The 11,899-nt window shown below is 72.3% G+C and carries 11 protein-coding genes; 8 read left to right on the top strand and 3 right to left on the bottom strand.

What is annotated here, in order from left to right; all coding sequences use genetic code 11:
- Nucleotides 1-6 precede the first annotated feature (6 nt).
- Nucleotides 7-576, top strand: coding sequence for an LOG family protein (locus tag ELR47_RS17665; RefSeq protein ID WP_130651070.1), 570 nt, complete (start codon nucleotides 7-9; stop codon nucleotides 574-576).
- 61 nt (nucleotides 577-637) lie between these two features.
- Here ELR47_RS17665 and ELR47_RS17660 read toward each other — a convergent pair whose 3' ends face one another.
- The gene (locus ELR47_RS17660; RefSeq protein ID WP_130651069.1) at nucleotides 638-1,597 is read right to left on the bottom strand and encodes an NAD(P)/FAD-dependent oxidoreductase; all 960 of its coding nucleotides are present in this window, start codon (nucleotides 1,595-1,597) and stop codon (nucleotides 638-640) included.
- Between the two features lie 105 nt (nucleotides 1,598-1,702).
- Here ELR47_RS17660 and ELR47_RS17655 point away from each other — a divergent pair, with 105 nt between their 5' ends.
- Nucleotides 1,703-2,311, top strand: a complete 609-nt coding sequence (locus tag ELR47_RS17655; protein ID WP_130651068.1) for a helix-turn-helix domain-containing protein — start codon at nucleotides 1,703-1,705, stop codon at nucleotides 2,309-2,311.
- 31 nt (nucleotides 2,312-2,342) lie between these two features.
- Here the strand turns inward: ELR47_RS17655 and ELR47_RS17650 are convergent, their stop codons facing one another.
- A complete protein-coding gene (locus ELR47_RS17650; protein ID WP_130651067.1) occupies nucleotides 2,343-2,726 on the bottom strand; it encodes a hypothetical protein in 384 nt (127 codons plus the stop codon).
- 487 nt (nucleotides 2,727-3,213) lie between these two features.
- On the opposite strand from ELR47_RS17650, the gene ELR47_RS17645 reads away from it, so the two are divergent.
- Together ELR47_RS17645 and ELR47_RS17640 are read left to right on the top strand one after the other, a co-directional pair.
- Nucleotides 3,214-5,742, top strand: coding sequence for an ATP-dependent Clp protease ATP-binding subunit (locus ELR47_RS17645; RefSeq protein ID WP_130651489.1), 2,529 nt, complete (start codon nucleotides 3,214-3,216; stop codon nucleotides 5,740-5,742).
- Between the two features lie 153 nt (nucleotides 5,743-5,895).
- Entirely contained in the window at nucleotides 5,896-6,549 is a 654-nt protein-coding gene (locus ELR47_RS17640) for a metal-dependent transcriptional regulator (RefSeq protein ID WP_229730634.1), read from the top strand.
- Nucleotides 6,550-6,630: 81 nt separating this feature from the next.
- Here ELR47_RS17640 and ELR47_RS17635 read toward each other — a convergent pair whose 3' ends face one another.
- A complete protein-coding gene (locus tag ELR47_RS17635; RefSeq protein ID WP_130651066.1) occupies nucleotides 6,631-7,095 on the bottom strand; it encodes an SRPBCC family protein in 465 nt (154 codons plus the stop codon).
- A gap of 250 nt (nucleotides 7,096-7,345) precedes the next feature.
- Here ELR47_RS17635 and ELR47_RS17630 point away from each other — a divergent pair, with 250 nt between their 5' ends.
- The 4 genes from ELR47_RS17630 (at nucleotide 7,346) to ELR47_RS17615 (ending at nucleotide 11,850) form a co-directional block, all read left to right on the top strand.
- On the top strand, nucleotides 7,346-8,248 hold the full coding sequence (locus tag ELR47_RS17630; RefSeq protein WP_205745351.1) for an HhH-GPD family protein: 903 nt from the start codon (nucleotides 7,346-7,348) through the stop codon (nucleotides 8,246-8,248).
- 1 nt (nucleotide 8,249) lies between these two features.
- Nucleotides 8,250-9,806 carry a DEAD/DEAH box helicase gene (locus ELR47_RS17625; RefSeq protein ID WP_130651064.1) on the top strand — a complete coding sequence of 519 codons (1,557 nt, stop codon included), beginning with the start codon at nucleotides 8,250-8,252 and terminating at the stop codon, nucleotides 9,804-9,806.
- A gap of 186 nt (nucleotides 9,807-9,992) precedes the next feature.
- Nucleotides 9,993-11,048 (top strand): DNA integrity scanning diadenylate cyclase DisA, encoded by a 1,056-nt coding sequence (gene disA / locus ELR47_RS17620; protein ID WP_130651487.1) that lies wholly within the window; start codon nucleotides 9,993-9,995, stop codon nucleotides 11,046-11,048.
- A gap of 310 nt (nucleotides 11,049-11,358) precedes the next feature.
- Nucleotides 11,359-11,850 carry a CarD family transcriptional regulator gene (locus tag ELR47_RS17615; RefSeq protein ID WP_130651063.1) on the top strand — a complete coding sequence of 164 codons (492 nt, stop codon included), beginning with the start codon at nucleotides 11,359-11,361 and terminating at the stop codon, nucleotides 11,848-11,850.
- The last annotated feature ends 49 nt before the right edge of the window (nucleotides 11,851-11,899 follow it).

Genomic DNA, 11,899 nt, shown 5'->3' with positions numbered 1-11,899 from the left:
CGGCGGTTGACGACGTTCACGGTCTACACGTCGTCCTCGGACGCCATCGACCCGCGCTACCCGGCGGCGGCCCGGGCGTTCGGTCGCCGCCTCGGGGAGCGTGGCGACGCGCTCGTCTACGGCGGCACCGACGTCGGGGTGATGGGCGTGCTGGCGGCGGCGGTCCGCGAGGCGGGCGGGCACGTGACCGGCGTGCTGCCCCGCAGGATGTACGAGCGGGGGATCGGCGACGAGGCCTGCGACGAGCTGCTGGTGACGGACGGCATGAGCGAGCGCAAGCAGCAGATGATCGCCCGCGCGGACGCGTTCGTGGCGCTGCCCGGCGGGTTCGGCACGCTCGAGGAACTGCTCGAGGTGCTCACGCTCAAGCAGCTCGGCTACCACGACCGGCCGATCGTGCTGCTGAACCTCGACGGGTTCTACGACCCGCTGCTCGCGTTCTTCGAGGAACTGTTCGCGACGTCGTTCGCGGCCGAGGCCTACCGGGCGCTCTACGCCGTGGCCGCCGCCGTGGACGAGGTCTTCGCCCACGTCGACGGCTACCGGCCGGGGGCCGTCCCCGAGAAGTGGGCCTGACCCGCACGACGCCTCGCGGTCGGGCCGCGACGCCTCGCGGTCGGGCCGCGACGCCTCGCGGTCAGGCCGCGGCGGCCCGGGCGCGTCGGGTGTCCTCGGCGACCAGGTCGGCGTTGACGGCGGCACCGACCCGGGTCCCCTGCGCGGCGGCCGCGATCACCTGCGCGGAGGGGTCGGTGAGGTTGCCGGCCACCCACACGCCGGGCACCTCGGTGGCGCCCATCGGGTCGGCCGGCACGTGCAGGCCGGTGCCCGAGGGGTGCTCGAGCGTCGGTACCCCGAGGTCGTCGAGCAGCTGGGAACGGCCCACGAACCGGGGACCGACCGCCAGTGCCTCGAGCGCGACGCGGCGACCGTCGGCCAGTCGGACGCCCGTGAGCGTGTCGTCGGCGTGCTCCACCTCGACGACCTCGCCCTCGACGACCTCGATGCCCCGGGCGGCGAGGGTCGCGGCGTCGTCGGGGGCGGGAGAGGGCGAGGTGTGGGGCAGGAAGACCACCGTGTCGCTCAACTGCCGGAACAGTCCCGCCTGGTGCAGCGACAGCGGAGAGGTGGCGAGCACGCCGATGCGGCGGTCGCGGACCTCCCATCCGTGGCAGTAGGGGCAGTGCACCACGTCGCGGCCCCAGCGCTCCAGCAGACCCGGGACGTCGGGCAGCTCGTCGACGAGGCCGGTCGTCACCACCAGCCGGCGCGCGAGGAGCACGGCGCCGGTGTCCAGCTCGACCGCGAACCGCTCGCCGCGGCGACGCAGCGCCACCGCCCGGGCGGAGCGGTGCTCGACGCCGTAGCGGCTCACCTCGTCGCGGGCGATCGCGACGAACTCGGCGGGGGCGAGTCCGTCGCGGGTGAGGAAGGCGTGGACGCCGTCGGCCGGGGCGTTGCGGGGCTCGCCGGTGTCGACGACGGTCACGGCGCGCCGTGACCGTCCGAGGACCAGGGCGGCGGACAGGCCGGCGGGGCCGCCACCGACGACCACGACGTCGGCCTCGGCAGGGGATCGAGCGGGTTCGGGTCGCATGACGGGCTCCGGTGAGGTCGGCGCGGGAGTCCGAGGTTGACGGGCGGCGGACCGTCCCGCAACATCGTTTGCTGAACCGGCAAAGCTCGTCCAGGGGTGTGGTGGATGTCCGGGGAACCTCCGACGTCGGCGAGCGCCGAGCCGTCGCTCGACCAGCGGGTCCGCGACCGGCTGCGTGGGCTGCGGGCCGAGCGGGGCCTGACCCTCCAGCAGGTGGCCAGCGCGGCGAACCTCGACGTGTCCACGCTCAGCCGGCTCGAGTCGGGCAAGCGTCGTCTCGCGATCGACCACCTGCCGGGACTCGCCGCGGCGCTCGGGGTCCGTGTCGACGACCTCCTCGGGCCGACGCGCACGCCCGACCCGCGGGTGCGGCGTGGCCCGCAGCGCCACGACGGCATCACGTCCTGGCCGCTCACGCACCGCGGGCCGGCCGGCGGGCTGCAGGCCTACAAGTTCCGGGTCGAGGCCGAGCGCCACACGCCACCCGATCCACTGCCGGTGCACGAGGGGCACGACTGGATGTACGTGCTCGGTGGCCGTCTACGGCTGCTGCTCGGGGACGACGACCTCGTCATCGAGCCCGGGGAGGCGGTGGAGTTCTCCACGCTCACCCCCCACTGGTTCGGCGTCGTCGACGAACCGGTCGAGCTGATCGCGATCCTCGGCGCCCACGGCGAACGGGTCCACCTGCGCACCGGGGACGCCGTGCCGTGACCGGCCGGGGGCGGCAACGGTGGCCGGTCACTCAGCCCGTCGCGCCCTCGTCACCACTGGCCTGCTCCGGCTCCGCTCCGTCGTCGACGGTCGTGACGTCGGAGACGGTCGTCCCCGGGGTGCCCTCCGAGGCCCCACCGTCGGCGACCGTGGACTCACAGGTGAGGTCGTCGACCACCTGGTCGGCGACGTACTCGAAGCGGGAGACCACGTCCTCGGGCACGTCGCCGGCGGCGAACCCGTCGCGCGCCTGCGTCGCCAACGTCCGGGCCTGCTCGATGGCCTCACAGGCGGCGTCGCGTTCCAGCAGTCCGGCCAGTTGCTCCGCGCCGGCGGCGAGGTCCCCGGTCGTGCCGGAGGCCGGCTCGGTCGTGGGGGCGCTGGCGCACCCGGCGCCGAGGCCCAGCAGTGACAACGCGACCAGGGCCCTGATGGCGTGTCGGGGGCGCAGGCCTCGTCGACGGCAGGGCATGGCAGGGCGGCGGGGGAGCACAGGCATGTCGTGGCGGAGGCTACGGCGGTGACCGACACGCCACCGGAACCGGTGGCGGCGGCCGGCCACGGCCGCGTGCGCCTCTCGCCCAGAGCGTTCGCGTGTGCCGCTGCCGTGAGCGAGGCGGAAGGTACAGCGGCGGGCGTGCGTTGTTCCCCCACCCGGGGTGGTGCGGTCACCCCCGGGTCGCGTCCCGCCCGGTCCGGTACTGCTGACCGGCATTCCGTCGGCCGGGCGTGCGCGGGCGGTCCGGCGCCGATTCCTTGCGCCGCCATCACTCAGGCCGACGTCCGTCCCCTACGGACGTGACGTACACCGAGGGTCAGCTTTCGAGCTTCCGTTACGATCGTCCGGGCCACAAGGCTCCTCATCCGGAGGATGCCCACGGCCCGACGTGGGAGTCAGTCCTATGTTCGAGCGGTTCACCGACCGAGCCCGACGGGTGGTCGTCCTCGCGCAGGAAGAAGCGAGGATGCTCAACCACAACTACATCGGCACCGAGCACATCCTGCTCGGCCTCATCCACGAGGGTGAGGGTGTCGCCGCCAAGGCGCTCGAGTCGATGAGCATCTCGCTGGAGGCCGTCCGCAACCAGGTGACGGAGATCATCGGTCGCGGCCAGACCGCCCCCGCGGGCCACATCCCGTTCACCCCGCGCGCCAAGAAGGTGCTCGAGCTGTCCCTGCGCGAGGCGCTGCAGCTCGGCCACAACTACATCGGCACCGAGCACATCCTCCTCGGTCTGATCCGCGAGGGCGAGGGCGTCGCCGCGCAGGTGCTGCAGAAGCTCGGCGCCGACCTCAACCGCGTGCGCCAGCAGGTGATCCAGCTGCTGTCCGGCTACGCCGGCGGTGAGCAGGGCAAGGCCGGCGCCGGCGTCGGCGAGGGCTCGCGCGAGGGGTCGCGTGAGGGATCGACCATCCTCGACCAGTTCGGGCGCAACCTGACCCAGGCCGCCCGGGACGGCGAACTCGACCCGGTCATCGGTCGTGCGCGCGAGATCGAGCGCGTCATGCAGGTCCTGTCGCGCCGCACCAAGAACAACCCGGTGCTCATCGGCGAGCCCGGCGTGGGCAAGACCGCCATCGTCGAGGGCCTCGCGCAGCGCATCATCGCCGGCGAGGTGCCCGAGACCCTGCGCGACAAGCACCTCTACACCCTCGACCTGGGTGCACTGGTCGCCGGCTCGCGCTACCGCGGTGACTTCGAGGAGCGCCTGAAGAAGGTGCTCAAGGAGATCACCTCCCGCGGCGACATCATCCTGTTCATCGACGAGATCCACACCCTGGTCGGTGCCGGTGCCGCCGAGGGCGCCATCGACGCCGCGTCGATCCTCAAGCCGATGCTGGCCCGCGGCGAGATCCAGACCGTCGGTGCCACCACGCTCGACGAGTACCGCAAGCACCTGGAGAAGGACGCCGCCCTCGAGCGTCGGTTCCAGCCGGTCAAGGTCGAGGAGCCCTCGATGGAGCACTCCATCGAGATCCTCAAGGGGCTGCGCGACCGCTACGAGGCGCACCACCGCGTCACCATCACCGACGAGGCGTTGGTGGCCGCGGCGGAGCTCGCCGACCGCTACATCTCCGACCGTTACCTGCCGGACAAGGCGATCGACCTCATCGACGAGGCCGGCTCGCGCCTGCGCATCCGCTCGATGACGACCCCGCCGGACCTCGCGGACCTCGACTCGGAGATCGAGCGGGCCCGCAAGGCCAAGGAGGACGCCATCGACGCGCAGGACTTCGAGCGCGCCGCGGCACTGCGTGACGAGGAGAAGAAGCTCATCGAGCGTCGCACCGCCCGTGAGGACGAGTGGCGCTCCGAGGGCATGGACACCGTGCTCACCGTGGACGAGGAGGTCATCGCCGAGGTCCTGGCGACCTGGACGGGCATCCCGGTCTTCAAGCTCACGCAGGAGGAGACCGAGAAGCTGCTGCACATGGAGGACCACCTCCACGAGCGGGTCATCGGTCAGCACCAGTCGATCGAGGCCGTGTCCAAGGCGATCCGCCGCACCCGTGCGGGCCTCAAGGACCCCAAGCGCCCCGCCGGCTCGTTCATCTTCCTCGGCCCCTCGGGCGTCGGGAAGACCGAGCTCGCCAAGACGCTCGCGGCCTACCTCTTCGGCGACGAGAACGCGCTGATCCACCTCGACATGTCCGAGTACATGGAGAAGCACACGGTCAGCCGGCTCATCGGCTCGCCGCCCGGCTACGTCGGCTACGACGAGGGTGGTCAGCTCACCGAGCAGGTGCGCCGCAAGCCGTTCTCGGTGGTGCTGTTCGACGAGGTCGAGAAGGCCCACCCGGACGTCTTCAACACGTTGCTGCAGATCCTCGAGGACGGGCGTCTGACCGACGCGCAGGGTCGGACGGTGGACTTCAAGAACACCATCCTGATCATGACGTCGAACCTCGGCACCAAGAACCTCACCGCGCCGGCGGTCGGGTTCGTCCAGGCCGACGACGACTCGATGTACGAGAAGATGAAGCGGCAGGTGGACGAGGAGCTCAAGAAGCACTTCCGTCCCGAGTTCCTCAACCGCATCGACGAGACGATCGTCTTCCACCCCCTGACCCGCGAGGAGGTCAAGGAGATCGTCGACCTGATGATCACCCGGGTGAAGACACAGCTGCGTGCCCGCGACCTCGACCTCGAGCTGACCGACGCCCTCAAGGGCTGGCTCGCGGAGAAGGGCTACGACCCGCAGCTGGGTGCCCGACCGCTGCGTCGCACGATCCAGCGCGAGCTCGAGGACAAGCTCTCCGAGCGCATGCTGTACGGCGAGTTCACCGCCGGGCAGTTGATCGTCGCCGACGTCGACCAGGAGAACGACGCCGTCGCCTTCCGGGCCGTGGACTCCCCGTCCGCGCCGGACGTCCCCCCGGTCGAGCTCGCCGGTGGCGACCGCGACCGCGACGGCGAGCAGGACGAGTGAGCGCTTCCGGCTGACACGAAGCCGCACACCTCGAGGGCGGGCCGAACCGGCCCGCCCTCGACGTGTTCCGGCGGACACCACGGACAGCGACGCCGGTCGGCGTGGTGCGCGACGGGTACCCTCGATCTCCCGCAGGGACGCAGGAGACGAAGCGTGAGCCATCAGCCGAGCGAAGCCGTCGAGATGTACCTGCGCACGGTCCTCGAGCTCGAGGAGGAGGGGGTGCCGGCACTGCGGGCGCGCCTGTCCGAGCGGCTCGGCCTGTCGGCCCCGGCGGTCTCCGAGGGCGTGTCCCGGCTCGAGCAGTCCGGACTGGTCGTGCTCCAGCCCGACCGGCACATCGAGCTCACCGAGCAGGGGCGCGAGCGCGCCGAGCACGTGATGCGCAAGCACCGCCTGGCCGAGCGGCTGCTGGTCGACGTGCTCGGACTCGACCACGAGCACGTCCACGAGGAGGCGTGCCGTTGGGAGCACGTCATCTCCGACCGGGTCGAGGCCAAGCTGCTCGAGTTCCTCGGCAACCCGACCACCTCGCCCTACGGCAACCCGATCCCGGGTGCCACGCCGGGCGACCACGAGCCGGTCAGTCTTGCCTCGATCGACGCCGCCGAGGTCACGATCAGCTACATCTCCGAGCGGCTGCAGAGCGACCACGACGTGGTGTCACAGCTGCGCGAGCACGGGATGTGGACCGGGGCGCAGGTCGCGGTCGAGCGGTCGCCGGACGTCGTCCGCCTGCGCACCGACGGGCACGAGGTCGAGTTGCCGGCCGATGACGCCAAGCTGGTCTTCGTCACCCCGGTCTGAGCCGAGCGCCGTGCGCGGCGGAACAACGGCGACCCCGTCGGGGTCGCCGTTGCTCGTTCGTACGCTGCGTCGCGGGCTGCGTCAGGAGGTCGGGTCCTGGTCGACCTCGCCGCGCCACGCGCCGGTCTCGACGCCGCGCTGCTCGATGAAGCCCTTGAAGTTCTCGAGGTCGCGCCGGACGATGCGGTCGTAGGCACCGACGGCGTCGCCGAGCTTCTCGGCCCAGTCGTTCGGCTCGACGTCCATCTGCACCATGACGCGGGTGCGACCCTCGTCGATGCGGTGGAAGGTCACCACGCCCGCGTGCTTGGTCTCGCCACGGGCTTGCCAGGCCACCCGCTGGTCGGGCTCCTGCTCGGTGATGTCGGCGTCCCACTCCCGTTCGTTGCCCGCGACGTTGACGACCCAGTGCGTGGTCGTGTCGTCGACCTGGTCGATGCGTTCCACGTCCTCCATGAACTTCGGGAAGCTCTCGAACTGCGTCCACTGGTCGTAGGCGGTCCGGACCGGGACCTCGACGTCGATGGACTGCTCGACGGTGCTCACTGGCTGCCTCTCTGTGCCGGGAGGGGCGACCGTGCCGCACCGGGCGACGTCGTGTGCGCGTCGAGGCCTGCACGTCGTCCACCCGCCCAGCGGTCACCGGCACCCGTCCGACACCCACCGCCGGGCCGGCGTGGCGGCGCTCCTGCGTCCGGATGTCGTCCACCGTCGTCGTGCCGGACCCATGGCCATGGCCGCGGCGGGACCGGTACCGTCGCGCGCTCGCCGCAACCCGACCAAGGCCCGCTCCGTCGTGTCCTCGCTCCTGCCGGCCCCTGTGCCCGTGCGCGTCCCGACCCTCGCGGACCGTCTCCTGCAGTGGGGCGCCGAGACCCGCCGTGACCTGCCCTGGCGTCGCACCCGTGACCCGTGGGCGGTGCTCGTCTCGGAACTGATGCTCCAACAGACGCAGGTGGCCCGGGTGCTGCCGCGCTACCGCGACTTCCTCGACCGCTTCCCGACGCCGCAGGCGTGCGCCGACGCGGCTCCTGGCGAGGTCGTCCGACGCTGGGACGGCCTGGGCTACAACCGGCGCGCGCTGAACCTGCACCGCGCGGCCGTGGTGATCGTCGACGAGTACGGCGGTCGGCTCCCCGACGACCTCGAGGCACTGCTCGCCCTGCCCGGCGTCGGCCCCTACACCGCCCGGGCGGTGCTCGCGTTCGCGTTCGAGCGCGACCATGGGGTCGTCGACACCAACGCGGCCCGGGTCCTCGCGCGGGCCGTGGCCGGACGACGTCTCGGGCCCCGGGAGGCGCAGGCGCTGGCGGACGCGCAGGTGCCGGCCGGTGCGGCGTGGGCCTGGAACCAGGCCATGCTCGACCTCGGCGCCACGGTCTGCACCAAGCGCTCGCCGCGGTGCGAGCGTTGTCCCCTGCAACCCGCGTGCGCCTGGTTCTCCGCCGGACTTGCCGAACCGGACCCGGCGGTGGGCAGCGCCGGCGTCTCCACGCCGCAGGCCCGCTTCGAGGGCTCGGACCGGCAGGGACGCGGACGGCTGGTACAGGCCCTGCGCACCGGGCCGCTGGAGCGCGGGCGGCTGGCCGACGTCGCCGGGTGGCCCGAGGACCCCGACCGCGCGCAGCGCATCGCCGACACGCTCGTGGCCGAAGGGCTGGCCGAGTACGTCGACGGCCAGCTCTCGCTGCCGCACTGAGGTGGACCTCGCCGCTCGCATCGTCGCGCGGCTGTCCGACGGCCGTGCCCGCACCGTGCCGGTGCTGGTGCGTGAGTTGCGCGACGACGGGCCACGGCTGCCACGTCGGATGATCGAGCAGGTCCTGGCGGCCGACGGCCGGTTCGTCTCCGACGACGACCCGCTCAAGCCGCGGTGGTCACTGCACACCGACGCGGGACGGGACGTGGCGACCGACACCCGCGCCCGGCTCGACCTGCTGGCGCTGCGCGACTGGCAGGCCGAGGCCCTGGCGGCCTGGTCCGCGACCGGCCGTGGGGTGGTGGAGGCCGTCACCGGTACCGGCAAGACCCGGCTGGCGATGGCCGCGATCCGGCTGGTCGTGGACCGTGGGGGCCGTGCGCTGGTGCTCGCGCCGACGCTGGAACTGCAGGACCAGTGGGTGCGCGAACTGCGGGCGGCCGCACCCGACCTGCGGATCGGGCGGCTCGGCGGGGGGCACCGCGACGACCTGTTCGAGCGCGACGTCGTCGTGGCCACGCCCCACTCCGCGGCGAGCGTGCCGCTCGAACCGCCACCCGGTCAGCTGGGCCTGCTCGTCGCCGACGAGGCCCACCGCTACGGCGCGCCCACCTGGGGGGCGGCGCTGGCCGACGCGTTCTCCCTGCGACTGGCCCTCACGGCCACCTACGAGCGCAACGACGACGGCGTGGCCGACGTGCTCGCGCCCTACTTCGGCGCGGTCGTGCACCGCTACGGCTACGACCGCGCGGTGGCCGACGGCACGGTCGCCCCGTTCCGGATCGCTCTGGCCGGTGTGCGTCTCGAACCTGCGGAGCGCGAGGCCTACGACCGCGCCGACGCCCGAGCACGTCAGCTCCACCGCGAGCTCGTCGGCGGGCTGGGGATGCCCAAGGACCCCCGCAAGCTCTTCGCCGCCGTGTCGGCCGTCGTCGCCGAGGCGGAGACGGCCCGCTCGGACGGCCCGCAGGTGCGCGCCTGTCGGGAGTACCTCGTCCGGGTGCGCGAGCGTCGCGAGGTCGCCGCGGCCTGCGTCGGCAAACTGCGGCTGTGCGCCGCCGCCGCACCCGGACTGGCCGGTCGAAGGTCGCTGGTGTTCACCGACACCGTCGACCAGGCCGATGCCGCCGCCGCCGAGCTGACCCGGCGCGGCGTACACGCCGAGACGCTGCACGGGGAGCTGCCCGGGGACAAGCGACGGATCCGTTTGGCGCAGTTCCGGCGGGGCCGGATCGACGCGCTGGTCGCGCCGCGTGTCCTCGACGAAGGGGTGGACGTCCCCGACGCCGACGTCGCGCTGGTGCTCGCCAACTTCCGCACCCGCCGACAGCTGGTCCAGCGGTTGGGCCGGGTCCTGCGGGTCAAGCCCGACGGGCGCACGGCGATCCTGGTCCTGGCGCACGCGCTCGACACCTTCGAGGACCCGTCGCGCGGTGGCCACGCCGACTTCCTGCGGCAGGTCCGCGACGTGGCCCTCGAGGTCGCGACCCATGACGCCGACGCGGCCCCGGGGCGACTGCGCGACTGGCTCGGCGACGCCGGCAGCGACGGGCCATGATCGACCGGTCCGCATCCGCTGACCACGAACGCGCGCCGTTCCAGTAGTCTGCGCGGCGGCCGCGCATACCCGTCAGGACGTTCGTGCGGGTGTGCCATCGAGGTGGTGTCGCGTCCGGGCGAGGCGGCCGTCGGCGTTCCCGAACGCCGCAGAGGAACGACGGAAGGACGTGCGGTGCCCGAACCGATGCGTGACGAGGGGCTGCGAAGCGTCCTCGCCATGCTGGCACCGGGCTCGCCACTGCGTGAGGGCATCGAGCGCGTGATCCGCGCCGGACGCGGCGCCCTGATCGTGATCGGCTGGACGCCGGAGATCGAGGCGGTCGTGTCGGGCGGCTTCGTGATCGACATCGGCGCGACCAGCCAGCGGGTGGCCGAGCTGGCCAAGATGGACGGCGCGCTCGTGCTCGACGGCGACGCCCAACGGGTCCTGCGGGCCAACGTGCACCTCGTGCCCGACCCCGCGATCGAGACCTCGGAGACCGGTACCCGGCACCGCTCAGCGGAGCGGACCGCCCGGCAGACCGGCCAGCCGGTGATCGCGGTGTCCGAGTCGATGGGCATGGTCACCCTCTACTACGGCGACCGACGCCACACGGTGGAGGAGGTCTCGGCGCTGCTGTTCCGCGCCAACCAGGCCCTGTCCACGCTGGAGCGCTACCGCGCCCGCCTCGACGAGGTGTCGGCCACCCTGGCGGCCCGCGAGGTCGAGGACGCGGTCACGGTGCGCGACGTGGTGCTCACCCTGCAGCGCGCCGAGATGCTGCGCCGCATCGCACTCGAGGTCGAGGACCACGTGGTCGAGCTCGGCTCCGAGGGCCGGCTCATCCAGTTGCAGCTCGACGAGCTGGTCGCCTCGGTCGCCGACGACCGCGAACTGGTCGTGCGCGACTACCTCGCGGACCGTCGGCGCAAGCTGCCGCGGGTCCTCGACGACGTCGCGGCGTTGTCGACCGACGACCTGCTCGACAGCGAGTTGGTGGCGTCGATCCTCGCCTACGACGAGGAGGAGCTCGACCGGCCGGTGACTCCCCGTGGCTACCGGTTGCTCTCGCGGATCCCGCGGCTGCCCCCCCGGGTGGTCGAGCGACTGGTCGACCGCTTCGGGAACCTGCCACGCATCATGGAGGCCTCGATCGCGGAGCTCGACGAGGTCGAGGGTGTCGGTGAGTCCCGCGCGCGGACCATCCAGGACGGCCTGCGGCGACTGGCGGAGGCGAGCCTGCTGGAGCGCTACGTCTGACCCCGCCGCCGCCCGCGCGGGCGTCCGAACGGTGGTGGCCGTTCGGCCGGAAACGACGAGTTACGCCGGCGTAATCAGCCGCTGACCAGCACGGATGCACCAGAGGCCTGTTGAGGCCGCCCCCGGCCGTGTGGTAGGGTCCCTCTACACGTTCGCACTGCACGTGCCGACCGCGGAGGCTGCAACCGGGAACCGTGTGGGTCGGCACGCTCGAAACTCCGGGTGCCCGTCCAGCCTGCGCGCCCTCCTGCCGCCCCGGTCCGTGCGCGCGGCCGTTCGACTTGTTGGACGAACCGAGGAGCTGCCACTCATGGCCTACAGCGTCGGCGACACCGTCATCTATCCCCACCACGGCGCAGCGGTCATCGAGCGGAAGGAAGCTCGTGAACTCAAGGGCGAGGCCCGCGAGTACCTCGTGCTGCGGCTGACCTACGGGGACCTGACGCTGATGGTGCCTGCCGACTCGTGCGAAGAGGTCGGCATCCGCTCCGTGGTCTCCAAGAAGGAGGTCGAGCAGGTCCTCGACGTCCTGCGCGAGCCCGAGGGCAAGGCCGCCGGCAACTGGTCGCGGCGTTTCAAGGCCAACTACGAGAAGTTGCGCTCCGGCGACATCTACCAGGTCGCCGAGGTCGTGCGGAACCTCGCCACGCGCGAGAAGGACAAGGGTCTGTCCGCGGGCGAGAAGCGCATGCTGACCAAGGCGAAGCAGATCCTGCTCTCGGAGCTCGCCGTGGCCATCAAGAAGGACGAGGCCAAGGCCGAGGAACTGGTCGAGAAGGTCCTGGCCGAGTCCCAGGTCTGAGGTTGTTGACCGTGGCCGGTGGCCGCACCGGCCACGGTCGTTGCCAGTC

The sequence above is a fragment of the Egicoccus halophilus genome (assembly GCF_004300825.1).
Taxonomy (GTDB): Bacteria; Actinomycetota; Nitriliruptoria; order Nitriliruptorales; family Nitriliruptoraceae; genus Egicoccus; species Egicoccus halophilus.
Note: the sequence above shows the minus strand (reverse complement) of the source record. Positions and strands in the feature narration are given on the sequence as shown.

Coding starts and splice junctions, on each gene's coding strand:
- ELR47_RS17645 (WP_130651489.1), top strand. CDS start 3,214: ATGTTCGAGCGGTTCACCGACCGAGCCCGACGGGTGGTCGTCCTCGCG.
- ELR47_RS17615 (WP_130651063.1), top strand. CDS start 11,359: ATGGCCTACAGCGTCGGCGACACCGTCATCTATCCCCACCACGGCGCA.
- ELR47_RS17660 (WP_130651069.1), bottom strand. CDS start 1,597: ATGCGACCCGAACCCGCTCGATCCCCTGCCGAGGCCGACGTCGTGGTC.
- disA (WP_130651487.1), top strand. CDS start 9,993: ATGCGTGACGAGGGGCTGCGAAGCGTCCTCGCCATGCTGGCACCGGGC.
- ELR47_RS17655 (WP_130651068.1), top strand. CDS start 1,703: ATGTCCGGGGAACCTCCGACGTCGGCGAGCGCCGAGCCGTCGCTCGAC.